Raw genomic sequence first — 23058 nt, forward strand, 5'->3', positions numbered from 1 at the left:
AGCTCGTCTTCAAGCGGTCAGGCGGAGAGGTTCTTTGGTTTCGAGGCCCCGGCGCGGAGCCCGGGCGAAGGTCACGATCTTGGCGGGCTGCTCGACGCTATCCGCACCGCCGACCGGCAGGCGGACAGAGACGCGCGTGCCGACGCCCGGCGCGCTCTCGACCGTCAGGCGGCCGCCATGCAGGCCGACGAGCCCGCGCACCACGGAGAGGCCGAGGCCGGTGCCCTCATGGGTCCGGTCATAGGCGCCCTTGGCCTGAAAGAAGGGATCGCCCAGCCGCGGCAGGTCGGCCGCGGCGATGCCGATGCCGGTATCGGAGACGGAGAGGTCGATGGTGTCGCCGTCGCGCACGACGGCCAGCGTCACGCGCCCGCCGGCCGGGGTGAACTTGATGGCGTTGGACAGCAGGTTGAGCACGACCTGCTTCAGCGCGCGCCGGTCGCCTTCCATGGCGGGCAACACCGGGCCGATGACGCGTTCCAGCGCGATGCCGCCTGTCTCGGCCCGCAGCGCCATCAGCGCGCAGCAATCCTGCGCCATCACGGCGAGGTCGATCGGCTCGCGTTCGATGGTCATCGCACCGCTCTCGATCTTCGAGATGTCGAGCAGCGTGTTCACGACCTCGAGCAGGTGATGGCCGGAGGCATGGATGATGCGGGCGTATTCCAGGCGCTTTTCGGCATCGAGCCAGCCATTGTCCTCGGCGCTCAGCATCTCCGAGAAGCCGATGATGGCATTGAGCGGCGTGCGCAATTCATGGCTCACCGTCGCCAGGAACTGGCCCTTGACGTCATTGGCCCGCAGCGCCTCGGCATGGCCGCGCTCGCGGGTCTCCTCGTCGGCGCGGCGCGCCGTGACGTCGCGCATCACGCAGACGACGGCAGCGCCATCAGCAGCGGCGGCGCCGGCGACGCGGCAGGCCTGCATCTCCAGCCAGAGCGAAACCGGCAGGCGGGCCTCGCCCGTGCCTTCACGCGGCACGAAGAGCGTGCGGAAGCAGACCGTCACGCCCTCCTGGCCATGGGCGGCGTCGCTCAGAGCCTTCAGGAAGAGCGGCCGGTCGGCGATATGGACACGCTCGAACAGGCCGCGGCCGAGCAATTCGCGCGGATCGGCACCAGCGAGCGTGCGCGCCGCGGCATTGGCGAAGACGACCGCGCCGCTGGCATCATGCCAGGTGACGAGATCGCCGACATGGTCGAGCAGCAGCTGCGAACGCGCGTCGGAGACGCGCTGCTCGCGCTCCTCGGCATGGCGCCGGCGCAGCAGTACGGCCGTCACGACCAGCGCCTGGGCCAGCGCGGACATGGCCAGAAGCGGCATCGCCTCGGCCGTCCACGGCGCCGCTTCGGCGAAGAGGCCAAGCCCGTGCAGGCCGATCGCCGCGAGCAGAGCCGCGACGGCAATCCAGCCGGCCCGCAGCATGAAGCCGCGCGAGCCGAAGAAGGCCGCCTCGACCGGCACGACCGCCAGCCACAGCAGCAGGGGAGACGAAAGACCGCCGGTCGCACCCGCGAGCGCAACGATGAAGAGCGACATGGCCGCGGAAGAGAGTGCATGCGCCGCGCCAAGGCGGCCGGTGCGGGACACGAAGGCGACGGACAGGACCGCAAACGCCGCAGCGGCGATCATCGCCGCCTCGAAGGCGCCGGGCGCACCGCGCCAGGCCAGATAAGCGGGAGCGAGGCCGAGCATGCCGCCGCCGACGAGCAGGCGCGACAGAACGAAACGTTCGTGACGCTGCCTTTCCGCCGGGTCCGACTGCACCGATGCATGCACCAGTGCCGCCGCCTGTGTCCTCAATGCTGTCATCGCCATACGGAACGCAACGCCTTACTCTTGCGGATACCCCCATCCGCTTGGCTCAATCTCGCCATGGCTGGTTTAAGCGGGGCTTAAGGCGCCCGACGTCGAAACGGGCCGCCAGACCGGTTCTCTAATTTTTCCGATGATTTTTCATAGACTTATATCAGCGCGACGCGTTTTTCCGAATGACTTCGATGTTCATGGCAAGGTGAACGGAACCTGAAGATCATGGATGGCATTCGACTCGCATTTGAGCGTTCGAAATGACGCGATTTTTGCGGGTCCCGGCCTAGATTGTTCTCGCGGCGCATGAGAGGCGCCGGCGACGGAGACCGACATGGCCTATCTGCTGCGCAAGATCGCGATCATCGGCCTGATCGCCGTGAATTCGCCCGTGCACAGCGGCAAGCCGGCCGATGCCGCCTTGCCCCAGGTGGCGCGGCAGATCACCGAGACCGTTCGCGCGGAGAGCCGCACCGTGGCCGGCAGCCTGACGGCGGCGCGCGAGGCGGCCGAAATCCTCGCGGGCATGGACCCCGTGCTGCGCGAGCGCATACTGAACGCCGCGGCGACCGCCGTGATCGGGAAGCAGGGCGCGCAGCGCTGACCGCTTGACGCCCTCCCGCAATCGCGGGAAGAGGCCGGCATGACGACAAGCCTCGACGACATCGTCGCGAATTTCGAACTGCTCGACGAGTGGGACGATCGCTATCGCTACCTCATCGAACTCGGCAAGGGTCTCGAGCCCCTGCCCGAGGACGACCATACCGATGCCAACAAGGTGCGCGGCTGCGCGAGCCAGGTCTGGCTCGTCGCGCATCGCGAGGGCGGCAGCGGGCCGCAGACCCGGCTGCATTTCATCGGCGACAGCGACGCCCATATCGTGCGCGGGCTCGTGGCGCTGGCGCTGGCGATCTTCTCCGGGCGGGAAGCGTCCGAAATCCTCGCGACCGACGCCTTCGCCATCTACGAGCGCCTCGGCCTCGCCGCGCACCTCACGCCGCAGCGCTCGAACGGGGTGCGCGCGATGATCGACCGGATCAAGCGCGACGCCCAGGCTGCGGCCGCGACCTGAGCGCATTCAGCCGGCCGCCGGGAACTCGCTCGGCCGGGCACCTTCCGCCTGCCAGCTGCGCATTCCGGATGGCCGGGCACGGCGGTCCAGGCCGTAATGCGTCACCAGCGCAGCCAGCGCGACCCGCAGCACGACCTTGGCCGAGCGCGACGGCCAGCGGCGCTCCTTCTCGACGAGATCGAGCCCCTTGAGAAAGCCGCAGATATCGATCGCCAGCCCCGAGAGCTCCGGGCCAAGGCGGTCGCAGGCGAGCCTGACGCGCTGTCGCGCCGCGAGCGCCGTGTCGGACGCGCCGGCACCATCGCGGGACCCCGATCCCGCCTGCTCCGGCGTGAAGGCAGCATCCCAGTTCATCGTCGTACGCGGCAACATGCCCGACAGGGTGATGTCGGCCCGGAAGCGTTCTCCCGCCGCGAATTCGGCATCGCTGATCTGAGGCTTGCCGTCCTTGCCCGGCCGGCGATGCAGCCAAAGCAGCGGGCTTTCGCGATCATCCATGGCGGGAGCGGACGTCTGTTCGACTTCAGGTCGCTGCGTTCGTGCGGACGTCCGGGCCGGCTTGGAGGCCGCAAGGCCAAGCCGGGCAGCGCTGCCCTCGACAGCCCATGACACAAGGCCCTCGGCCTCCAGCGCCTGCACCGTTTCGGCCGCGACATAGCCGGCCCCGAGGCTGGTGCCGTTCACCGTTCGGAACAGAGCGATGCGGCCGCAACCCAAGGGAGAAACGAGGCCGTAGCATCCAGGGCCAGCGAGATGCTTGAGCAGCCGATTGCGCTCGGCGTTTTCGATCCCGGCGGTCATCGGCCGACCTCCGCAGGCTGGCCACGCAACTTCGCCATCGTGGCGAGGAGTGCGGCTTCAAGCGCGGTCAGGCCAAGTTCCAGGCCCGGATCGTCACGGCGATCCTCGATGAGGGCACAGGCATGGCGGACGGTGGTGCGATCCCGCCCGAAGCAGATGCCGACGCGGGTCAGGCTGAGGCCGAAGGCGACATGGGAGAGATACATCGCCGTCTGCCGGGCAAGCGCGACCGGCTTCCTGCCGCGGGTCGCGGAGCGCAGGCCGGAGAGCGGAATGCGCGCAGCCGCCACGGCGGCCACTTCCGCCAGTCGTGCGCCGGCAGTCGCATGCAAGACGGTTTGCGATTGGCCGCTTTCTGAGTTCATGATATGTTCCCAATCAGACGCTGCCCGCCGCCCTTGGCGAGCGCGACATTGATAGGACTATATTCTTATATCCAATCTGACAAGCCCATGGACGGCTTTATCCCCGCCCCTCGCCCGGGAGACGCGCAACAAAAAAGCCGCCGAGGTCATCGGCGGCTTTTTCGTATCGGCAGATCTTGAGCGTTTCGGCGCTTGCTTGAACTGGCGCAGTAACGCGTCCCCGCGGCAAGCGGTACGCCGGAGCCTCTGCTCAGCGACGCTTGCGGCGCTGCTGGCCGAGGCCCATCTTCTTCGCAAGCTGAGAGCGCGCCTCGGCATAGTTCGGCGCGACCATCGGATAGTCCGGCGGCAGGCCCCACTTCTCGCGATACTGCTCGGGAGACATGTTGTACTGCGTGCGCAGGTGGCGCTTCAGCGACTTGAACTTCTTGCCGTCCTCGAGGCAGATCAGATAATCGGCCGTGATCGACTTCTTGACGGGAATCGCGGGCTTGGGAGCCTCGACCTGGACCACCGGAGCGGCGCCGCCGATCACGCGGCTGAGCGCCGAGTGGACTTCGCTGATCAGGGCCGGCAGGTCGGAGGCAGGCACGGAATTGTTGGAGACATAAGCGGAAACGATATCCGCCGTCAGCTCAATGAAATCCGCTCCGTCGGTCTCGGTCATGGCGATGTCTCTCCTTATCGTTCTTGGTAGCGTTTTGCGCTGATCATCCACCGCCGGGCATCCGATAGCCTGAATAATACTACCAATAGTGGGTCAAGCACCATCGGCCCAGAATCGGACATCGCGGACTGATCGGGATATGCGTTTAGTCGATACCGTTTAGCTGTGCAAGTCAACAAATCTCAACAATTGAGACGTTCAAAGCTCAATAAATCACCACGCGGATGCTGCATTGCACTGATCGACAAAATCAAAGCCGGCTCCCGCCGGATATCTTGCAAGCTGTTCCCCGCCCCTCTACCTGTCGCGTCCCACGTCGGAGATCGTCATGAGCCCGGATCAGGCCCGCCACTCCCCCAGCGTCGCGCGCCGCAGGCGGGGGCGCCTGCCATCTCCGCCGCGCGCCGAAATCCGGACGACGGAAACGCAGGTCCATGGCGTTACCCTGCGCGACGATTACGGCTGGCTGCGCGCCGGGAACTGGAAGGATGTCTTGCGGGAACCCGATGTCCTGCCGGCTGACATCCGCAGCTATCTCGACGCCGAAAACGCTTACTGCAAGGCGCTGATGGCGCCGACCCGGGCCTTGCAGAAGGACCTCGTCAAGGAAATGCGCGGCCGGATCAAGGAGGACGACTCGAGCGTCCCGCAGCCGGACGGGCCGTTCCTCTACTATTCGCGCTATCGAAAGGGCGCCGAGCATCCGCTGATCTGCCGCAGGCCGCGTGCCATGGCCGGCAAGAGCGGCCGGGCGGGCGAGCAGATCATGCTCGATGCCGACGCGCTGGCCGGGGACAAGGATTTCTTCGATCTCGGCGACGCAGAGCACAGCCCGGACCACCGCCTGCTCGGCTGGAGCGCCGACGAGGCGGGCTCGGAACTGCACACGATCCATATCAAGGACCTGGAGAGCGGCAGCGACCTTCCCGATCTCGTCAAGGACACGACCGGCGAGATCATCTGGGCCAGCGATTCCCGCTCTTTCTTCTATGTCGCGCTCGATGCCGACCACCGCCCGTCGCAGGTGAAGCGCCATCGCCTCGGCACGCCGGCCGAGACGGATGAATTGCTGCATGACGAAGCCGATGCCGGCATGTTCGTCGATATCGACAAGACCCAGTCCGGCCGCTTCCTGCTGATTACGATCGGCGATCACGAGACGTCGGAAACCCGCATCCTCGATCTCGACCGGGCAGATGCACAGCCGGTGCCCGTCGCAGCGCGCGAACCGGGCCGCCAGTATAGCCTGGAGCATCACGGCGACGTCTTCGCGATCCTGACCAATGCCGATGGCGCCGAAGACTTCAAGATCGTCACGGCCCCCGTCGATGCGCCGGCCCCGGCCAATTGGCGCGACCTGATCGCGCACAAGCAGGGGCGCCTGATTCTCGACCATGTCTGCCTGAAGGGGCGCCTGATCCGGCTGGAGCGCGAGGATGGGCTGCCGCGCATCGTCATTCGCGATCTCGCCAGCGGAGCGGAAAGCAGCATCGCCTTCGACGAGGAAGCCTATGGGCTCGGCATGGATGCCGGCTACGAATTCGAGACGGATACGCTGCGCTTCATCTATGCCTCGATGGCGCGCCCGGCCGAAACCTATGATTACGACCTCGCCACCGGCGAGCGAACCTTGCTGAAGCGGCAGGACGTGCCGTCCGGTCATGATCCGGCGAAGTACAAGGTCCGCCGGATCTTCGCCACCGCGCCGGATGGCGCGCGCGTGCCGATCTCGATCCTGCATCTGGCCGATCTCGCTCTCGACGGCAGCGCGCCTTGCCTGCTCTACGGCTACGGTTCCTATGGCTCGGCGATGTCCGCCTCGTTCCGGACCCGGCCGCTCAGCCTGGTCGATCGCGGCTTCGTCTACGCGATCGCCCATGTGCGCGGCGGCACGGAGAAAGGCTGGCGCTGGTATCTCGACGGGAAGCGCGAGAACAAGCGCAACACCTTCACCGATTTCATCGCGGCAGCCGGGGCGCTGATCGACGCAGGCTTCACGACACGCGGGCGCATCGTCGCCGAGGGCGGCAGCGCCGGCGGCATGCTGATGGGCGCGGTCGCCAATATGGCGCCCGAACTCTTCGCCGGTATCGTCGCGGAGGTTCCCTTCGTCGACGTGCTCAACACGATCCTCGACGACACCCTGCCGCTGACGCCGCCGGAATGGCCGGAATGGGGCGACCCGATCCGCGACGTGAAGGCCTTCGAGACGATCCGCAGCTATTCGCCCTACGACAATGTCACGGCGCAGGCCTATCCGCCGATCCTCGCCATGGGCGGATTGACCGATCCGCGCGTGACCTACTGGGAACCGGCCAAATGGGTCGCGCGGCTGCGCGCCACGATGACCGGCGGCGGGCCGGTCATGCTGCACACCAATATGGATGCCGGCCATGCCGGCTCGGCCGGGCGCTTCGACTCGCTGAAGGAAACGGCGCTGGCCTATGCCTTCGCCATCCATACGGTGGGCGAAGGCTGGGACGCGGCGAAGGGCGTCTGATCAGACGCCCAGCCGGCTCTTCTCGCTGGCGAGATAGACCTTGAGCTCGTCCATCGACGCGAAGCTGTACTCGCCATCGGGCGTCCGTGCCCGGATCGAGCCGTCGGCATAGATGGTGAAATGCGCATCGCCGACCTGATAGGCGCCGACGATGCCTTCATCCGAGGCCGGACGAGGATCCGCAGCGGCCGGGGCCTGCTCGACCTGCGGCTCCTCTACGGTGGCGATATCGGGCTGCTCATCCGCGATCGGGGCGTCCAGCCACTCTTCCCGCACCGGCGTCTCGGCCGCAATCGGCTCCTCGACAGCCTCCGGTTCCGGCGCGATGTCGAACACCTGGGGCTCCGTCCGCGGGGGCCAGAGCGGCGCCACGTCGGCAACGGCAGGCTGCTGCTCAGCCGGCGGCGCATCAAGCCAAGGTTCCTGCCGGGGCGAGGCGCGATCCATCCAGGCTTCCGCCGACGCGAAGGGATCGGGCTCGCGGGAGAAGGACGGCTCGATGCGGCCGGTTTCGCGCTCCGGCTCGTTCAGATGGCCGGCAAGGCTCGCGCGCAAGGCGCTGAACTCGTCGAGATCGGTGGCGCTTGCGGCCGCAGCCGGCGCCTCGACGGCTCCGGCATGAGCCGATGGCTGTTCTTCCTCGATCTGCTCTTCCAGCGCCCTCTCGTCCGACAGTTCGTCAACGAAAGACGACGGCTCGTCTTCGACAACGCTCTCCTCTTCGGCGGCCGGCAGGGCCTTTGCGACAACCGGATCGGCCGGCTCCTGCTCGTCGGCCTCGAAGGAGAAGGGATGTCCGGGGGGCTGCAACGGGGCAGCCGACAGCGCCTCTTCGAACATGTCGGGCAGCGGCTCGGCATCCTCGGCCGCGGCGGTTTCGGCAGCCGGCTCGGGCTCATCCTCGGCGACCGGTTCCGGCTCCTGCAGGTTCCGGGCGACGAGCGTGCCGAACAGGTCCCTTTCCTCACGCGGCGGTTCGACCTCGGCGGAAGCGGGCGCGCTTTCGGTATCGGACGATGAAAGGCCCTGGGCGACCGCGCCCGTCGCTACGGCACCGGCGACGGCGCCGATCGCGGCAGGAGCGATGGCTGGAGAGAATGAGGGATATTCGGCACGCGGTGCCGCAGGCGGCGCGAACGGGGCGACATCGGCCGCCGCAACGTCCCGCACCGGAAGCTCGGCACGAAGCTCCAGCGCCTCGACCAGCTCGCGGCGGAGGACTTTGACTTCCTTCAGCACCCAGGCGAGCGACATCAGGATCAGGCCGGCGCCGCTCGCGATCGAGCCGATGATGACCTGCGTGAAGCCGCGCTCCAGCACCAGATAGGGCCAGCCGTCATAGATGGCATAGGCGCCACCGCCGAACAGGAGCAGGCCCAGAATGGTAAAAATCGCGATCAATTCGGTATCCTTGCAGGGCCGGACCGGCGCCAGGCCGTAGCGAGCGTCGCGTCACTATCTAACGTATTGAATAAGGGAGAGTTTCCAATCGGCACGGCTTAGGGCGAGAAATCTGGCGCGATTGTGGCGGCCTGTCGAGAAGACATATGCTTTTCGCAGCAGGAGCGGTTGTGGACCGGCGCGCAGGCGCTTAACTATCGCGAGGAATGGCAGGGCCTCCACGGCTCAGCCTGCCCCCGGCAGGCCATTCTCATTTCAAGCGATTTCACAGCCCAAGGAGAGGCCTCATGTCCTTTACCCTTCCCGATCTTCCCTACGCCCATGATGCGCTCCAGCCCTTCATGTCGAAGGAGACGCTCGAGTACCATCACGACAAGCACCACCTCGCCTATGTGACCAACGGCAACAACGCCATCAAGGGCACGGAATTCGAGGGCAAGTCGCTGGAGGAGATCGTCAAGGGCTCCTATGGCAAGAACCCCGCCGTCTTCAACAATGCCGGCCAGCACTACAACCACCTCCATTTCTGGAAGTGGATGAAGCCGAATGGCGGCGGCAAGATCCCGGGCGCGCTGGAGAAGGCGATCGTCGACTCGTTCGGCTCGGTCGACAAGTTCAAGGAAGACTTCGTCGCGGCCGGCGTCGGCCAGTTCGGCTCGGGCTGGGCCTGGCTTGAGGTCAAGGGCGGCAAGCTCGCCGTCAGCAAGACCCCGAACGGCGAGAGCCCGCTCGTCCATGGCGGCACGCCGATCCTCGGCGTCGACGTCTGGGAGCACTCCTACTACATCGACTACCGCAACCGTCGCCCGGACTATCTCAAGGCCTTCCTCGAGAGCCTGGTGAACTGGGACTACGTGGCCGAGCGTTTCGACGCCGCCAAGTAATCGGCTGCAAGCCGGATACGAAAACGGGGCCTCACGGCCCCGTTTTTTTGTTTGTGCCTGTCTTCCCGCACGCGCTGCGGCGCAAAGTGCCGCTGCGCAGATGCGGGACCGTCATCAGGAAGAGGCGCCCTTTCGTCTTGCGGTCCCGTGTCTGCGGCGCTCAGGCGGCAACGTTGCGCAGGAAATGATCCACGGTGGAATCGAGGCGCTGGGCCTGGTCCGCGACCTCGCCGGCTGCGCCACGCACCTGCTCCGCCGAGCGGCCGGTCTCCTCGACACTGTCGGCGAGCACACTGAGATCGCTCGATACCGAGAGGGCCGAGGTGCTGGCCATGGCGACGCCGCTGGCGATCTCGCCGGTGGCGATGGCCTGCTGCTCGATCGAGGTCGCGACCGAATTCGCGAATTTCTCGATGGCGTTCATGCGCTCGGCGATGTTCTGGATCGCACCGACGACCTGCCCGGTCGCACCCTGGATCGCCGCGACCTGCGCCACGATACGGTCGGTCGCATCCGCGGTCTGGGCCGCCAGCGACTTGACCTCGTTGGCGACCACGGCGAAGCCGCGGCCCGCCTCGCCGGCACGCGCCGCCTCGATGGTGGCGTTGAGGGCGAGCAGGTTGGTCTGGGCAGCGATGTCGCGGATCAGGTTGACGACCTCGCCGATCGCGCGGGCGGTCTCGTCCAATGCCTGCACGGAGCCTGCCGTGTCGCGCGAGACGGAGGCCGCCTCGACGATTTCGGTGCGGACGCGGCGGACCTGGAACTCCACCTCGCGGATAGCCGCACCCATCTCTTCGGCCGCCTGCGCAGCGTTCTCGACGTTGCCGGACGCGCCATGGGCGTTGTCGGCGGCACGCGCCGCGCGCTCCGAGGATTCGGCGGCGACGCGGGCGAGGCCGTCGGATGCCTCGCGCATCCGCTCGGCGTTGTTCTTGAAGGCCTCCAGCGCGAGGCCGACCTCGGTGCGGAACGAGGTGATCGCATGGTCGACGCCCTGCTGGCGCGCGATCCTCTCGACCTCGGCCACGCTCTGCTTCTCCTCGAGGGTCGCCCGCTCGGCGAGGCGGATCTTGAGGACGCCGAGCGCCCGCGCGATCGCGCCGATCTCGTCGCGCCGGCCGAGGGCATCGATCGGTGTCGAGAGATTGCCGTCCGAAATGCTGACGATCGCCTTGGTCATGCTGCGCAGGGGCCGCATCGCCCGCGACAGCGAGAACCAGAGCAGCGGGCCGAGCACGAGCAGGATGAGCAGGCCAAGCCCCATGGTCACGAACTGCTCCCAGGCGGCGCGGGCCACGAGGCGCGTCTTGTCGAAGCGCAGGGCGACGTAGCCGATCTGCTTCTGCTGGTTGCCGACGCGGACGGCGTAGATCTTGGTCAGATAGACATCGTCCTCGATATCGATCTCGTTGCGCGTCTGGAGGGCGTTCCACGGCTCTTCGCCGATCCGCTCGGCCAGCCAGCGCGGCGTCAGCGACAGGCGTGCCTCGACGGTGCGCCCGGCGGAGGCCAGGCTGGAGATGTCGTCGGCGACGATGCCGGCATCAAAATCGGGATCGCGCTGCAACGAGGCGAGGATGTATCCGAGCGTGCTGTTGTCCCGCGACAGGATCAGGGACGGCGCGGCATTGACCACCATCAGGGTCAGCGCCGTGACTTTCTGGTCGAGATCGGCCCGCGTGCGGGCGTCGTTGTAGCGGGATATCGCCATCACCACGAAAACGACGGCGATGGCGACGATCGCCACTGCTGCGCCCGCGATCTGCCGGCTGAGGGAGCCCAGGCCTTGCCTGCCCGGCTGCGCCGGCTCTCCCGCGCCGGCTGCGCGCCTGAACACCTTCATCGAGCCGATCATCTCCGAAACCGGCGCAAACTGCGGCAAAGCGCGGCGCCCCCAATCCTGCGCCAGAATGGCCGATGCCGGTAAACAAATCGCTTGCGGGCGCGCGCTGCGCGATCAGCTTTCGAGAGCGCCGAAGCGACGTAACGGCAGGTCCGGCGGCGGCGCGAAAGCCGCGATGGCAGCGTGCTCGACGGGCCGCGTCGCGATGACGGGATCGAGACTGGCGAGTTCATCGTCGATGAAGCCGGGATGGCACATCACGAGATGACAAGGGCCTGGCTTGATCAGGAAGCGCGCGAGATCCGCGCCGAAATCCCGCTGTGGATCGAAGGGCGCCACACCGGAAAAGCCGCGATTGACGCGCAGGCCCCGTCGCAGCGCCGCACTGCGGAAGCCGGTGGCAAGCCCGGCGATGACGAAGGCCTTGCCGACCGCGACGCCGCGCGCCCGGATCGCCGACGGGCGGTCCGCGGGATCGCGGACATAGAGCGCACCGGCCGGATAGCGCCGGGCGAGGCTGTCGAGCAGGGCCCGCCGCACGCCGGGCAGGACATGGACATGCTGATGACCGTCGACGAAATCCGGCGGCCGGCCGAGCGCCTCCTCGAAGGCATCGAGCTGGCGCCCTATCTCCGTCGCGATCTCCTTGCGCACGGCAGGGGAGAGCGCGGCGGCGCGCGCGACATCCTTGAGACCCGGCAAGGTGCCACCGGGCGCGAGATGCGGCATCGCGGAGAGCGGCGTGGCGCAGGTCAGGTTGAGATGCAGGCCGAGATCGGCCGTGTCGGCGAAAGCGCGGAGTTCGGGCGCGAGCCGGCGCCAGTGCGGGCGATTGGTCATCGCACCGGTCGCCGTCAGCTTGCCGCGCTCGAGCAGATCGAGAATCGCGCGGCTGACGCCGTCCGTCATGGCAAAATCATCGGCGCATAGGATAAAGCCCTTCGCCATCGCGCTGGTTGCCCTTCGTTGATCCGGTTCGCGCTATAGCGTGCTGCCTTCGTGATGGAAACGTGCCGTCATCCCGGACAAGCCGCGCGAGCGGCGCCCATCCGGGATCCATTCCGGAACGGTTCAGGCACGAGTGAGTACTGGGATAGGCTGTTTCATCGCCCCGGGCTTGTCCGGCGGCAAGCTTTGCGGTTCTGTGCGTCGCGCCTCGCCTGCGGGGCGATGCATCCTCGCTGAAAGGTCGTTCGTGTCGGATATCGGGTCCCAGCCGGTTCAACGTGCGCCTCGGGCCTCCCGCTGGCCCGAGCTGTCCATCGTCGTGCCCGTGCATAATGAAGCCGCCAATCTGCCCCTGTTGGTCGAGCGGCTGCGGACGGCGCTGACGGGCGAGGTCGCGTCCTGGGAAATCGTCTTCGTCGACGACGGCAGCCGCGACGAGACGCTGGCCGTGATCCGCGACCTCAACACGGCCGATCCGCGCATCAGTGCGGTCTCCTTCAGCCGCAATTTCGGCAAGGAGATCGCGATCGCGGCCGGGCTCGACCATGCGCAGGGCGACGCCGTCGTCATCATGGACGCCGATCTCCAGCACCCGCCGGAGACCATCGCCGCCTTCCTCGCCAAATGGCGCGAGGGCTATCTCAACGTCTACGGACAGCGCACCGACCGCGACGGCGAGACCCGGATGAAGCGCGGTTTCGCCAAGCTGTTCTACCGGCTCTTCGGCTATTTCGGCGAAACCCCACTGCCGGAAGGCGCCGGCGATTTCCGCCTGCTCGACCGCAAGGCCGTCGATGCCCTCCGAGCCCTGCCGGAGCGGGCGCGCTTCTCGAAGGGGCTCTATGCCTGGGTCGGCTTCCGTTCGATCGGCGTGCCCTTCCATGTCGCCGAACGCGAGCACGGCCAGTCCAAGTTCAGATACGGCAAGCTGTTCTCCTTCGCCTTCGACGGCCTCTCCTCGTTCTCGACGGTGCCGCTGAAGATCGCGACCTGGTCGGGCGCGATCATCGCCGTGATCGCCGCGTTTTCCGCGGTCTACTTCCTGCTGCGCACGCTGCTGTTCGGGACCGACCTGCCCGGCTTCCCGTCACTGATCGTCTCGATCATGTTCTTCTCGGGCATCCAGCTTTTGTCGCTCGGCATGATCGGGGAGTATGTCGGGCGCATCTTCGCGGAGGTGAAGCGCCGGCCGCTCTACCTGATCGGCGAGCGCGTCGGCTTCGATGCCCGCACTGTCGACCATCCGCGCGGCGACGCCCTGCCGCCGCTGATCCGCTAGGCCTTCATGCTCAAGAACATCCTGTCGGTCGGCGGCTATACGCTGATCTCGCGGATCACCGGATTCGTCCGTGACATCGTGCTGGCGGCCGTGCTGGGCGCCGGCGCGATCATGGACGCCTTCTCGGTCGCGCTGCGTCTGCCCAACCATTTCCGCGCGATCTTCGGCGAAGGCGCCGTCAACCAGGCCTATGTGCCGACCTATGCACTGATCGCCGAGAAAGACGGGCGCGAGGCCGCCAATCTCTTCGCCGACCGGCTCTTCACCATCCAGCTGATCGTGCAGATCGTCCTGCTGGCGCTCGCCCTGCCCTTGATGCCCTGGCTGGTGACCGTGCTGGCGCCGGGCTTCACCAAGGACCCGGCCGTCTTCGAGCTCGCGGTCGCGCTGACGCGGATCACCTTCCCCTATCTCCTGTTCGTGACCATGGTCACCTTCCTCGGCGCGACGCTCAACGCCGTGGAGCGCTATGCCGCCTTCGCGGCCGCGCCGATCCTGCTCAATGTCTTCATCGTCGCCGCGCTGGCCGTGCCCTTCCTGTTTCCGAGCGCGGCCCATGCGGCAGCCTGGGGCGTCGCGATCTCCGGCATCGCGCAATGGGCTCTGCTCTATGTCGCGGCGCGGCGCGCAGGCGTCTCCGGCAAGGTGGTGCGCCCGCGCATGGATGCCGGCGTGCGGCACTTCCTCAAGGTGTTCGGGCCGGCGGTGATCGGCTCGGCCGGCGTGCAGATCGCGATCTTCACGGACGGCATCATCGCCTCGCTGCTGCCGCGCGGCGGCTATGCCGCGCTCTATTACGCCGAACGGCTCTACCAATTGCCGCTCGGGCTGATCGCAATCGCGGTCGGCACCGTCGCGCTCTCGGCGATGAGCCGCGCCATCGCGCGGGGCGACGAGGCCGCGGCCAATCGCGCCCAGAGCCGTGCCATCGCGATCTCGCTCGCCGCCAGCGCGCCCTTCGTCGCCGCCTTCGTCGCGGTTCCCGACATGATGATCGCCGGGCTGTTCCAGCGCGGCGAGTTCGATGCGACGGCGAGCGCGGCGGCCGGCGCGGTTCTGTTCGCCTATGCGCTCGGCCTGCCGGCGATCGTGATGATCCGCACGCAGGTCTCGGCCTTCCAGGCGCGCGGCGACACGATGACGCCGATGCTGGTGGCGCTCGCGGCCATCGCCTGCAATGTCGCGATCAAGCTGCTGCTCTGGCGCGACTGGGGCGCGCCCGGACTGGCGCTCGCGACCGCTGCCGGCGCCTGGGTCAACCTGATCGTGCTGTTCGTGCTGGCGCGGCGACGCGGCCTGACCGCGCTCGACCGTCGCCTGCCCGGCTTTGCGGCGATCATCTGCGGCGTTGCGGCGATCTGCGGCCTGCTGGCCTGGTGGGGCAAGCCGCTCGCGCTCAAGCTGACAGCCGCCTTGCCTTTCGAGCCGCGGCTGATGGCGGTGCTGCTCGTGTCGAGCGTCGCCGCCTTGCTCTACGCGGTGCTGGCCGGCGGGCTGCTCAAGGTGACGGGGCTGCTCAGGTTGCTGAGATAGCTCAGGCGAGGAAGCGCTTCGCGCTGCCGAGCAAAGCCGCTGCCTCAGCCACCATGCGATCGACGATCTCGCCGGCGCCGGGGATATCCGCGACCAGGCCCGCAGCCTCGCCGAAGATGACGGCGGCCTTGTCGGGGTCGCCGGCCATGAAGGCTTCGCGATAGGCCGGCCCCTCGACGGCGATGGCGTCCTTGAGAGCGGCATCGTGACCCGCCCATTTCGCGATGAAGGCATTGTCGGAGACGCGGATGTCGAAAGGCTTCGGCCAGTCGAGCTGGCGGGCGATGTCCGGCAATGACGAGCGCACCGTCTGGTCACCGGTGGCGGAGACCGCTGCAGCGTGGTGGCGTTCATGCACCAGCGCCTCGCGGCTCGCCCAGAAGCGCGTGCCCGCGAGCACACCGTCGGCGCCGAGCATCAAGGCAGCCGCCAGTCCACGGCCATCGGCAATGCCGCCGGCAGCAACGAGCAGCGTATCGGGGCTTTCGCGGGCGATGAGGTCCGCCGCCTCGGGCACGAAAGGCAGCGTCGCGCGGTTGGCGCCGTGCCCGCCGGCCTCGGAACCCTGGGCCACGACGATCGCGGCCCCCGCCTCGATGGCCTGCCGGACATGGGCGAGCGTCTGGCACTGGCAGATCAAGGGCACGCCCGCCGCAGCGATCTCGCCGGCGAAGGGGCGCGGATCGCCGAAGGAGAGCATCAGCGCTGCGGGCTTGTGCGACAGCGCCTGCGTCAAAAGCTCAGGCTTCCCGGCCATCGACCAGGTGATGAAGCCGCAGCCGACCTGAGTGTTGCCGGCTGCCGCGAATTGCTGCTCGATCCAGGCGGCATCGCCATAGCCGCCGCCGATCAGGCCAAGGCCGCCGGCGCGCGTGACCGCCGCGGCCAGCGCCCCGCCGCCTGCCAGCGCCATCGGCGCCGACAGGATGGGGTGGGCAATGCCGAGGCGTTCCGTCAACCGCGTGGCGAGGCGCGCCATAGCCCCTGCCTTTCGGCTCAGGCAGCCTTCGGCTTGCTGTGGGCGTAGTCCATGTAGAGCTCGCGGGCGCGGCGGAAGAGCGGGCCGGGCTGGAGCGTGCGGTTGTCGATGCGGGTCACCGGCATGCACTTCGAGTAGTTGCCGGACATGAAGATCTCGTCGGCCTGCTCGAAATCCTCGTAGCGCAGGCTGCATTCCTCGACCGGCACGCCGCTCTCGCGCAGCAGCTTGATGACGCGCTGGCGGGTGATGCCGTTCAGGAAGGTGCCGTTCGGGACCGGGGTCTTCACGACGCCGTCCTTGGCGAGGAAGATGTTCGAGGTCGCGGTCTCCGCGACATTGCCCTGCATGTCGAGCACCAGCGCGTTGTCGAAGCCGGCGGCCTTCGCCACCTTCAGCACGCGGGCATTGTTCGGGTACAGGCAGCCCGCCTTGGCGTCCGTCGGGGCGGTCTCATAGCTTGGGCGACGGAAGGCGCCCTTGGTCACGGAGAAGCCGTTGGTCGGCTGCGGCATCGCCGCCTCGAACAGGCAGAGCGCGAACTGGGTCGATTCCGGGTCGGGCATGATGGTCGACGGACCGTCCGCCTCGCCCCAGTACATCGGCTTGACGTAGAGCGCGGTGCCGGGCGCGAATTTCTTGGCGCCCTCGAACATCTTCTCGACGATGAAGTCCGGCGTGACCGTCGGGTTCAGGCCGAGCGCCGTCGCCGAGCGGTTCACGCGAGCGGCGTGCAGGTCGATATCCGGCGCGACGCCGTCGAAATAGCGGCCGCCGTCGAAGACCGAGGAGGCCTGCCAGAGCACATGGCTGCGCGGACCGACGATGCCGGGATTGCCCTCATGCCAAGAGCCATCGAACCAGGTCCACGTCTGAGAATACCATGCCATGACGGCGCTCCATTGTAGGCGATTTAACTCAGCCGCACCGTCCTCCCCCCGCTCTCCGCCGTCAACATGCGGCGATGCATATCGGGATGACGTGATGTGATGGAAGCAATCGGAAGGGGTGATGGATCAGAAGCCCAGCGCGCGCAGGCCGGAGATCGCCGCCATGCCGACGAGCAGCGCCAGCAATTCGCTGCGCCGCAGGATCATGGTGCCGACCGCCGCCAGCAGCGCGATCGCCGCGGCCCAACCCAGCCGCTCGATCAGGGGCAGCACGGTTGCAACGACGATCGAGCCCGGCAGCGCCGCGAGCCCGCGCCGGACATGCGGCGTCAGCGGGATGATGCTCATCAGCGCCACGCCGGAGATGCGGCAGAGATAGGTCGCGGCCGCCATCGCGGTGATGGCGATGATCGCGCCCCAGGTGCCGGGATCAGGAAGCGTCATCGCTGAACGCTCCTGTGATCGCGCCGGCGAGCGAGCCGACGATGATGAAGGCATAGCCGTCGATCAGCCTCGCCGTGACCAAAGCGACGAGACCGGCAACGACCCAGGGCACCATGCCGCGCCGGCCGCGCCAGAGCGGGACGATCATCGCAGCGAAGAAGATCGGCATGACCAGATCGATGCCGTAGCGGCGCGGATCGCTGACCAGCGCGCCAAGCATGTAGCCACCGCCGGTCGCGATCACCCAGACCAGCCAGAGCGCGAGCCCGGCCCCGACCAGAACGCCGAGATCGCGCCCGCCCTCGGCCCGGTAGCGCGTGCCGATCAGCCAATTGGCATCGGTGAAGAAGAAGAGATGGAAGGCGTTGAGCGCCTTCGGGTATTTGGCGAACCAGGGCTGCAGCGAGGCGCCTTGCAGCACCATGCGGGCATTCACCGTCGCGGTGACCACCGCGATGCCGGCGATGGCGCCCCAGCTCCATTCCGGGCGCCAGAGCTCCAGCGAGACGAGCTGCGCGACGCCGGCATAGACGAAGCCGCTCATCAGCATGGTCTGGAAGAAGGACAGGCCCTTCGCCGCCGCGGCCGCGCCGAAGGCGACGGCGAAGACGACGATACCCGGCATCAGCACGGAAACCTTGCGCAGGCCGAGCATCATCCCGGCGGCGGTGATCGGGGCTTCCGGAGCTGCCGGCGGCATGTTCGGGTCAGGTGACATGATCCTTCCAAAAGCGGGAAACCCGACCCGAAGGTCAACGCGCGCGAACGGCGCGGCTGCATGAATTCCGCGCAGGACGCGACAGCACCCGGCAGGGGCACTACAGATGAAGCATGCACTGGTTCGACGACGCCGATGCCATCGCCCCCGCCCTGCCCGCGATCTGGCTCGTCCGGACGCACGCCGCTCCGCGCAACCTGACGGAGCGCTCCACGCTGAGACGCGGCATGGCACGGCGGATCGTGGCGCGCCAGCTTGGCTGCCGGGAGGAAGACGTCGCCATCGCGCATGATGCGGCCGGGCGCCCCCTGCTCGATCTTCCCAGGGAGACCGGCCTCCATCTTTCATTGGCGACACGCGCCGGGATCGTCGCCGTCGGCCTCGCGCGACAGCCGCTGGGCGTCGATGTGGAGCGGGTCGATGTACAGGCTGCGCCACCGCGCGACCTGCTGCATCCCGATGAGCGCCGCGCGCTTATGGAGGTGGATACGAACCAACGAGCCCGGAGCTTCACCCGCCTCTGGGCCGCGAAGGAAGCCTATGTGAAGGCGTTGGGTTCGGGCTTCCGGCGCGCTCCGGAGAGCTTCGCGGTGTCGCTTCTGTCGGAGACGGCCTTTCGCGTGACCGATGCCTCCGCGCCCGCCGCCTTCACCGGCGCTCTCCGCGCCATGAAAAACGGCGGCCATGAGATCATGGCCGCCGCGATCGTTGTTACCAGCTAGGCTGAAGCTATCAGCCCGCCTGATCGATCGGCTTCTTCTTGAGGATGTAGCCGACGATGCAGACGAAGGCCGCGCCGAGAACCGCCGCCGTGTAGAACGGCACCTTCGCGGGCAGGAGACCGGCAGGGTTCGTGTCGGAGACCGGCACGCTCTGCACCCAGCTCGGCATGTTCGCGTGGAGCCATTGCATCACCGCCATGTCGCTGAGCAGCATCTCGCCGGCGATCCAGCCGAGCAGGGCGGCGCCGAGCCAGATCAGGATCGGGAAGCGCTCGAGAACCGACGAGAGCAGGCGGGCGCCGAAGATGATCAGCGGGATCGTCAACAGCAGGCCGAACACGAACAGCTCGAAATGGCCGCGGGCGGCGGCCGCGATCGCGAGCACGTTGTCGAGGCTCATCACCGCGTCGGCGATGGCGATGGTGCGTACTGCCTTCCAGAGATTGTCGCTGGCGGCGATGTCGCCATGCGCTTCTTCCTCACCCTTGGCGAGCTTGATGGCGATCCAGAACAGGAGCAGCGCGCCGACGACCTTCAGGAACGGGATGTTCAGGAGATAGCTGACCACCACCGCGAAGATGATGCGCAGACCCACCGCCGCACCGGCGCCGAGCCAGATGCCGACCTTGCGCTGCTTCTCCGGCAGCGAGCGCACGGCGAGCGCGATCACGACCGCGTTGTCGCCCGAAAGCAGCAAGTCGATCCAGATGATCTGGAGCAATGAAGTCCAGAAGGCGGAAGATGCGAAATCCATTGGTCAGGTTGCCCCTTTTTGCGGTTTGTCAGTGTGCCGGATCGGGCCGGCGCGATTTGATGAGGTAGCCGAGGCCGAGCACGAGCAGCGCGCCCAGGATCGCGGCCGGGTATTCCAGCTTGTGCAGCAGCTCCTCGCCGAAGCGGGCGATCAGCCAGGGATCGCTCTCGAACATCTCGCCCGCGACCCAGCCGAGCAGGGCCGCGCCCGCCCAGACCAGAACGGGAAAGCGCGTCAGCAGGCTGGTGATCAGCGAGGCGCCGAGCACGATCAGCGGAATCGAGATGACGAGGCCGGCGATCAGCAGCGGGATCGAATCCTTGGCGACGGCAGCGATGGCCAGCACGTTGTCGAGGCTCATGACGATGTCGGCGATCGCGACGGTCTGCACCGCCTTCCAGAGCTTGCTGCTGGCCGTGATCGAATCCTCGTCCTGGCCTTCCTCCTCGACGATCAGTTTCACCGCGATCCAGATCAGGAGGCCGGCACCGACGATGCGCAGGAAGGGCGTGTTCAGGAGCGATGCGATCAGCACCGTGAAGAGCACGCGCAGCACGACGGCGACGCCGGCACCGAGCGCGATGCCCTTGGCGCGCTGCGCCGGAGCCAGCGCCCGGCAAGCGAGCGCGATGACGACGGCGTTGTCGCCCGAAAGCACGATATTGAGCAGGATGATCTCGGCCAGCTTGCCCCAGACAAGCGGGTCGACGATGGAAACCGACGACAAATCCATGATCTCAAACCTTTAAGTTCAAATCCCCTGTGACGGCCTGCCTGCCGTCCTAAAGTGCCTGTTCCACAGCCTTGCCGGCGGCTTCCGTGCCCAGCGAGCCACCGAGATCGCGGGTGCGGGTGCGGGCATCGCCGAGCGCACGCTCGATCGCGGCCTCGATGCCCTTGGCGGCCTCGTGCTCGCCGAGATGGTCCAGCATCATCGCGCCCGACCAGATCATGCCGACGGGATTGGCGATGCCCTGCCCGGCAATATCGGGCGCCGAGCCGTGGACCGGCTCGAACAGCGAGGGATGGTCGCCGGTCGGGTTGATGTTGCCGGAAGGCGCGATGCCGATCGTGCCGGTGCAGGCCGGCCCGAGATCGGACAGGATGTCGCCGAAGAGATTGGAGGCGACGACGACGTCGAAGCGATCCGGGTTCAGCACGAAATGCGCGGTCAGGATGTCGATATGGTACTGGTCGACGGCGACGCCCGGATAGTTCTTGGCCATCTCCTTCACCCGCTCGTCCCAGTAGGGCATGGTGATCGAGATGCCATTCGACTTGGTCGCGGAGGTCAGCTTCTTGCGCGGACGGCGCTGCGCCAGCTCGAAGGCGTATTTCAGCACGCGGTCGACGCCGACGCGGCTCATCACCGTCTCCTGGATGACGATCTCACGCTCGGTGCCGGCATACATGCGCCCGCCGACCGAGGAGTATTCGCCCTCGGTATTCTCGCGCACGACGAAGAAGTCGATATCGCCGGGCTTCCGGTTGGCGAGCGGACCGGGCACGCCCGGCATCAGGCGCACGGGACGCAGGTTGACGTATTGGTCGAACTCGCGCCGGAACAGCAGCAGCGAGCCCCAGAGCGAGATATGGTCCGGTACCTGCTGGGGCATGCCGACGGCGCCGAAATAGATCGCGTCATGGCCGCCGATCTTGTCCTTCCAGTCGTCGGGCAGCATCTTGCCGTGCTTGGCGCAGTAGTCGCAGGACGAGAAATCGAACTCGTCGAGACGCAGTTCGAAGCCGTATTTCTTCGAGGCGGCAGCGAGCACGCGCAGGCCCTCGGGCATGACCTCCTTGCCGATGCCGTCGCCGGGGATCACGGCGATGCGGTAAACGCGGTTGGTGCCGGTCATGCGGTCTCTCCGAAGAAGGCCCTGAACTCCGCGGCGACGAGATCGGGGACCTCCTCCGCCAGATAATGTCCGCCCGGCAGAGCCCGGCCGCGCACATCCTGCGCACGCTCGCGCCACAAGGCCAGAGGGTCGAAGCATTTTCCGATGACGCCGCGCTCGCCCCAGAGCGCAAGCAGCGGGCAGGCGAGCTTGCGGCCGCCATCGGCATCGTCATGGGCGATATCGATCGTCGCGGCGGCACGATAATCCTCGCAGCTCGCATGGATCATCGCAGGATCGCGGAAACAGCGCAGGTATTCGGCAAGCGCTTCCGGCTCGAACAGCCGCATGTCGGAGGCGCGCCGGCTCGTCCAGTAGAAATCCGGATCGCTCTCGATCATGCGCTCCGGCATCGGCGCGGGCTGGATCAGGAAGAACCAGTGCCAATAGGCGCGGGCGAAGGCATCGGTGGCATCGCGATACATCTCGCGGGTCGGCGCGATGTCGAGGGTCGCGAGCTTCAGCACGCGCTCGCCATGGTCGAGTGCCAGACGATGCGCGACGCGGGCGCCGCGATCATGCGAGCCGACGAAGAAGCGCTCATGCCCGAGCGCGCTCATCACCTCGGCCATATCCTGCGCCATGGCGCGCTTCGCGTAAGGCGCGTGCTCGGCGTCGCTCGGCGGCTTGTCGGAATCGCCATAGCCACGCAGGTCCGGGCAGATCAGGGTGAAATGCGGCGCGAGCAGCGGGGCGATCCGGCGCCACATCACATGGGTCTGCGGATAGCCATGCAGCAGCAGGAGCGGCGGCCCCTCCCCGCCCATCCGCACGCGCATGCGCGGCCCCGACGTGGCGACGTCGAGCAGGCGAAAACCGGGAAACAGATTGTCCGTGACGGGACGTTCGGTGAGGGTCATCAGATCGCGGGGATGCAAGAATGCGTCAGCGCATACCCTGATAGCGCAGGGATTTCGCGCATGGATTATTACATAATTCAGTTCAATAACGACATGCGATGCCGAGCCCAATATGCCTGACGCCATGAAATCTGTGATGCAGACCGAGCCGATGCGGGGGATTTTCGCTCCGCTGCTCAGCCTACCGGCATGGAATGTCATGCGAGGACAGGGCTCCATGCTCACTTTCGAGTTCGGCGAACCGATCTTATCCATCCGCGAACCCGTTGTTTCTCCATCACCCAGCCCAAAAGTGCGAGAACTGATGGGCAGGCGGCGCGTTTCGCCGGTCGGAGAATGGCACCTGTGGGTCTATGCGTGCGACTGGCGGTGCTTGTCCCGCGGTCGGCAGATTGCGTCCTCGGAATCGAGCGATACCGACATGGACGAAGCCACCCGTGTTCTGGACGGGCAGCGTCTGATGTCAGTCGACATCGACCCGGATAACGGGAGCTCCACCTTCACCTTCGATCTCGGCGGCACGTTGGAAACCCGGCCCTATCCGGAGGGCAACGACGAGCAGTGGTCTTTGTCTCGCCGCGCAGGGCCGGTCTTCAGCTATCGCAGGGATGGCTGCTATTGCTTGTCCAACTCCGACACGCTCCCCGACGAGGAGCGTTGGCTGCCGTGGCCGGTTGTCAGCGGATGA

At 67.0% G+C, this 23058-nt stretch carries 23 protein-coding genes; 8 read left to right on the plus strand and 15 right to left on the minus strand.

Annotated features, from left to right (window positions below):
- Window positions 1-9 precede the first annotated feature (9 nt).
- The gene (locus tag WFK61_RS00955; protein ID WP_336809671.1) at window positions 10-1818 is read right to left on the minus strand and encodes a PAS domain-containing sensor histidine kinase; all 1809 of its coding nucleotides are present in this window, start codon (window positions 1816-1818) and stop codon (window positions 10-12) included.
- A gap of 325 nt (window positions 1819-2143) precedes the next feature.
- On the opposite strand from WFK61_RS00955, the gene WFK61_RS00960 reads away from it, so the two are divergent.
- Both WFK61_RS00960 and WFK61_RS00965 read left to right on the plus strand, forming a co-directional pair.
- The gene (locus WFK61_RS00960; RefSeq protein WP_336809672.1) at window positions 2144-2413 is read left to right on the plus strand and encodes a hypothetical protein; all 270 of its coding nucleotides are present in this window, start codon (window positions 2144-2146) and stop codon (window positions 2411-2413) included.
- A gap of 39 nt (window positions 2414-2452) precedes the next feature.
- Window positions 2453-2881, plus strand: a complete 429-nt coding sequence (locus WFK61_RS00965; RefSeq protein ID WP_336809673.1) for a SufE family protein — start codon at window positions 2453-2455, stop codon at window positions 2879-2881.
- Window positions 2882-2887: 6 nt separating this feature from the next.
- Here the strand turns inward: WFK61_RS00965 and WFK61_RS00970 are convergent, their stop codons facing one another.
- The 3 genes from WFK61_RS00970 to WFK61_RS00980 form a co-directional block, all read right to left on the minus strand.
- On the minus strand, window positions 2888-3682 hold the full coding sequence (locus WFK61_RS00970; RefSeq protein ID WP_336809674.1) for a DUF6456 domain-containing protein: 795 nt from the start codon (window positions 3680-3682) through the stop codon (window positions 2888-2890).
- On the minus strand, window positions 3679-4047 hold the full coding sequence (locus WFK61_RS00975) for a helix-turn-helix domain-containing protein (protein WP_336809675.1): 369 nt from the start codon (window positions 4045-4047) through the stop codon (window positions 3679-3681). Before WFK61_RS00975 ends, WFK61_RS00970 begins: the two co-directional genes overlap by 4 nt.
- Window positions 4048-4297: 250 nt before the next feature.
- Window positions 4298-4714, minus strand: coding sequence for a Ros/MucR family transcriptional regulator (locus WFK61_RS00980; protein ID WP_257732537.1), 417 nt, complete (start codon window positions 4712-4714; stop codon window positions 4298-4300).
- 328 nt (window positions 4715-5042) lie between these two features.
- On the opposite strand from WFK61_RS00980, the gene WFK61_RS00985 reads away from it, so the two are divergent.
- Window positions 5043-7214 (plus strand): S9 family peptidase, encoded by a 2172-nt coding sequence (locus WFK61_RS00985; RefSeq protein ID WP_336809676.1) that lies wholly within the window; start codon window positions 5043-5045, stop codon window positions 7212-7214.
- Here WFK61_RS00985 and WFK61_RS00990 read toward each other — a convergent pair whose 3' ends face one another.
- Entirely contained in the window at window positions 7215-8615 is a 1401-nt protein-coding gene (locus tag WFK61_RS00990) for a hypothetical protein (RefSeq protein WP_336809677.1), read from the minus strand.
- 287 nt (window positions 8616-8902) lie between these two features.
- Between WFK61_RS00990 and WFK61_RS00995 the strand changes: the two genes are divergently transcribed.
- Window positions 8903-9499, plus strand: coding sequence for a superoxide dismutase (locus tag WFK61_RS00995; RefSeq protein WP_047581229.1), 597 nt, complete (start codon window positions 8903-8905; stop codon window positions 9497-9499).
- A gap of 160 nt (window positions 9500-9659) precedes the next feature.
- Here WFK61_RS00995 and WFK61_RS01000 read toward each other — a convergent pair whose 3' ends face one another.
- Both WFK61_RS01000 and WFK61_RS01005 read right to left on the minus strand, forming a co-directional pair.
- A complete protein-coding gene (locus WFK61_RS01000; RefSeq protein WP_336809678.1) occupies window positions 9660-11345 on the minus strand; it encodes a methyl-accepting chemotaxis protein in 1686 nt (561 codons plus the stop codon).
- Window positions 11346-11459: 114 nt separating this feature from the next.
- Window positions 11460-12293: a ChbG/HpnK family deacetylase gene (locus WFK61_RS01005; RefSeq protein WP_336809679.1), complete on the minus strand. Its 834-nt coding sequence runs from the start codon at window positions 12291-12293 to the stop codon at window positions 11460-11462.
- A 256-nt stretch (window positions 12294-12549) separates the two neighbouring features.
- Between WFK61_RS01005 and WFK61_RS01010 the strand changes: the two genes are divergently transcribed.
- Both WFK61_RS01010 and murJ read left to right on the plus strand, forming a co-directional pair.
- On the plus strand, window positions 12550-13572 hold the full coding sequence (locus WFK61_RS01010; RefSeq protein WP_336810084.1) for a glycosyltransferase family 2 protein: 1023 nt from the start codon (window positions 12550-12552) through the stop codon (window positions 13570-13572).
- A gap of 6 nt (window positions 13573-13578) precedes the next feature.
- A complete protein-coding gene (murJ, locus tag WFK61_RS01015) occupies window positions 13579-15105 on the plus strand; it encodes a murein biosynthesis integral membrane protein MurJ (protein ID WP_336809680.1) in 1527 nt (508 codons plus the stop codon).
- Between the two features lies 1 nt (window position 15106).
- On the opposite strand, the gene WFK61_RS01020 is transcribed toward murJ, so the two are convergent.
- The 4 genes from WFK61_RS01020 to WFK61_RS01035 form a co-directional block, all read right to left on the minus strand.
- Window positions 15107-16084: an NAD(P)H-dependent flavin oxidoreductase gene (locus WFK61_RS01020; RefSeq protein WP_336809681.1), complete on the minus strand. Its 978-nt coding sequence runs from the start codon at window positions 16082-16084 to the stop codon at window positions 15107-15109.
- Between the two features lie 17 nt (window positions 16085-16101).
- Entirely contained in the window at window positions 16102-16974 is an 873-nt protein-coding gene (locus WFK61_RS01025) for a branched-chain amino acid aminotransferase (RefSeq protein ID WP_336809682.1), read from the minus strand.
- 126 nt (window positions 16975-17100) lie between these two features.
- Window positions 17101-17418 carry an AzlD family protein gene (locus tag WFK61_RS01030; RefSeq protein WP_257732528.1) on the minus strand — a complete coding sequence of 106 codons (318 nt, stop codon included), beginning with the start codon at window positions 17416-17418 and terminating at the stop codon, window positions 17101-17103.
- The gene (locus WFK61_RS01035) at window positions 17405-18136 is read right to left on the minus strand and encodes an AzlC family ABC transporter permease (RefSeq protein ID WP_336809683.1); all 732 of its coding nucleotides are present in this window, start codon (window positions 18134-18136) and stop codon (window positions 17405-17407) included. The genes WFK61_RS01030 and WFK61_RS01035 overlap by 14 nt, the downstream gene beginning before the upstream one ends.
- A gap of 113 nt (window positions 18137-18249) precedes the next feature.
- On the opposite strand from WFK61_RS01035, the gene WFK61_RS01040 reads away from it, so the two are divergent.
- Complete coding sequence (locus tag WFK61_RS01040) at window positions 18250-18858, plus strand: 4'-phosphopantetheinyl transferase family protein (RefSeq protein WP_336809684.1); 609 nt, start codon at window positions 18250-18252, stop codon at window positions 18856-18858.
- Between the two features lie 10 nt (window positions 18859-18868).
- Here the strand turns inward: WFK61_RS01040 and WFK61_RS01045 are convergent, their stop codons facing one another.
- The 4 genes from WFK61_RS01045 to WFK61_RS01060 are packed head-to-tail and all read right to left on the minus strand — an operon-like array spanning window position 18869 to window position 22370.
- A complete protein-coding gene (locus WFK61_RS01045; protein ID WP_336809685.1) occupies window positions 18869-19612 on the minus strand; it encodes a TerC family protein in 744 nt (247 codons plus the stop codon).
- A gap of 28 nt (window positions 19613-19640) precedes the next feature.
- Entirely contained in the window at window positions 19641-20345 is a 705-nt protein-coding gene (locus WFK61_RS01050) for a TerC family protein (RefSeq protein WP_336809686.1), read from the minus strand.
- 49 nt (window positions 20346-20394) lie between these two features.
- Window positions 20395-21471, minus strand: a complete 1077-nt coding sequence (locus WFK61_RS01055; protein WP_336809687.1) for a tartrate dehydrogenase — start codon at window positions 21469-21471, stop codon at window positions 20395-20397.
- Window positions 21468-22370 (minus strand): alpha/beta fold hydrolase, encoded by a 903-nt coding sequence (locus WFK61_RS01060; RefSeq protein WP_336809688.1) that lies wholly within the window; start codon window positions 22368-22370, stop codon window positions 21468-21470. The genes WFK61_RS01055 and WFK61_RS01060 overlap by 4 nt, the downstream gene beginning before the upstream one ends.
- A 112-nt stretch (window positions 22371-22482) precedes the next feature.
- Between WFK61_RS01060 and WFK61_RS01065 the strand changes: the two genes are divergently transcribed.
- Window positions 22483-23058 carry a hypothetical protein gene (locus WFK61_RS01065; protein WP_336809689.1) on the plus strand — a complete coding sequence of 192 codons (576 nt, stop codon included), beginning with the start codon at window positions 22483-22485 and terminating at the stop codon, window positions 23056-23058.

Source organism: Allobosea sp. MMO-172 (assembly GCF_037147855.1).
Lineage (GTDB): Bacteria > Pseudomonadota > Alphaproteobacteria > Rhizobiales > Beijerinckiaceae > Allobosea.

What these genes read in the sequence shown, in the direction of transcription:
- WFK61_RS01005 (WP_336809679.1), bottom strand. Translation starts at nt 12,293, where the DNA reads ATGGCGAAGGGCTTTATCCTATGCGCCGATGATTTTGCCATGACGGAC.
- WFK61_RS00975 (WP_336809675.1), bottom strand. Translation starts at nt 4,047, where the DNA reads ATGAACTCAGAAAGCGGCCAATCGCAAACCGTCTTGCATGCGACTGCC.
- WFK61_RS01055 (WP_336809687.1), bottom strand. Translation starts at nt 21,471, where the DNA reads ATGACCGGCACCAACCGCGTTTACCGCATCGCCGTGATCCCCGGCGAC.
- murJ (WP_336809680.1), top strand. Translation starts at nt 13,579, where the DNA reads ATGCTCAAGAACATCCTGTCGGTCGGCGGCTATACGCTGATCTCGCGG.
- WFK61_RS00970 (WP_336809674.1), bottom strand. Translation starts at nt 3,682, where the DNA reads ATGACCGCCGGGATCGAAAACGCCGAGCGCAATCGGCTGCTCAAGCAT.
- WFK61_RS00960 (WP_336809672.1), top strand. Translation starts at nt 2,144, where the DNA reads ATGGCCTATCTGCTGCGCAAGATCGCGATCATCGGCCTGATCGCCGTG.
- WFK61_RS00995 (WP_047581229.1), top strand. Translation starts at nt 8,903, where the DNA reads ATGTCCTTTACCCTTCCCGATCTTCCCTACGCCCATGATGCGCTCCAG.
- WFK61_RS01030 (WP_257732528.1), bottom strand. Translation starts at nt 17,418, where the DNA reads ATGACGCTTCCTGATCCCGGCACCTGGGGCGCGATCATCGCCATCACC.
- WFK61_RS00965 (WP_336809673.1), top strand. Translation starts at nt 2,453, where the DNA reads ATGACGACAAGCCTCGACGACATCGTCGCGAATTTCGAACTGCTCGAC.
- WFK61_RS01025 (WP_336809682.1), bottom strand. Translation starts at nt 16,974, where the DNA reads ATGGCATGGTATTCTCAGACGTGGACCTGGTTCGATGGCTCTTGGCAT.
- WFK61_RS01000 (WP_336809678.1), bottom strand. Translation starts at nt 11,345, where the DNA reads ATGAAGGTGTTCAGGCGCGCAGCCGGCGCGGGAGAGCCGGCGCAGCCG.
- WFK61_RS01050 (WP_336809686.1), bottom strand. Translation starts at nt 20,345, where the DNA reads ATGGATTTGTCGTCGGTTTCCATCGTCGACCCGCTTGTCTGGGGCAAG.
- WFK61_RS00955 (WP_336809671.1), bottom strand. Translation starts at nt 1,818, where the DNA reads ATGGCGATGACAGCATTGAGGACACAGGCGGCGGCACTGGTGCATGCA.
- WFK61_RS01060 (WP_336809688.1), bottom strand. Translation starts at nt 22,370, where the DNA reads ATGACCCTCACCGAACGTCCCGTCACGGACAATCTGTTTCCCGGTTTT.
- WFK61_RS01065 (WP_336809689.1), top strand. Translation starts at nt 22,483, where the DNA reads ATGCCTGACGCCATGAAATCTGTGATGCAGACCGAGCCGATGCGGGGG.
- WFK61_RS01020 (WP_336809681.1), bottom strand. Translation starts at nt 16,084, where the DNA reads ATGGCGCGCCTCGCCACGCGGTTGACGGAACGCCTCGGCATTGCCCAC.
- WFK61_RS00985 (WP_336809676.1), top strand. Translation starts at nt 5,043, where the DNA reads ATGAGCCCGGATCAGGCCCGCCACTCCCCCAGCGTCGCGCGCCGCAGG.
- WFK61_RS01040 (WP_336809684.1), top strand. Translation starts at nt 18,250, where the DNA reads ATGCACTGGTTCGACGACGCCGATGCCATCGCCCCCGCCCTGCCCGCG.
- WFK61_RS01035 (WP_336809683.1), bottom strand. Translation starts at nt 18,136, where the DNA reads ATGTCACCTGACCCGAACATGCCGCCGGCAGCTCCGGAAGCCCCGATC.
- WFK61_RS00980 (WP_257732537.1), bottom strand. Translation starts at nt 4,714, where the DNA reads ATGACCGAGACCGACGGAGCGGATTTCATTGAGCTGACGGCGGATATC.
- WFK61_RS01045 (WP_336809685.1), bottom strand. Translation starts at nt 19,612, where the DNA reads ATGGATTTCGCATCTTCCGCCTTCTGGACTTCATTGCTCCAGATCATC.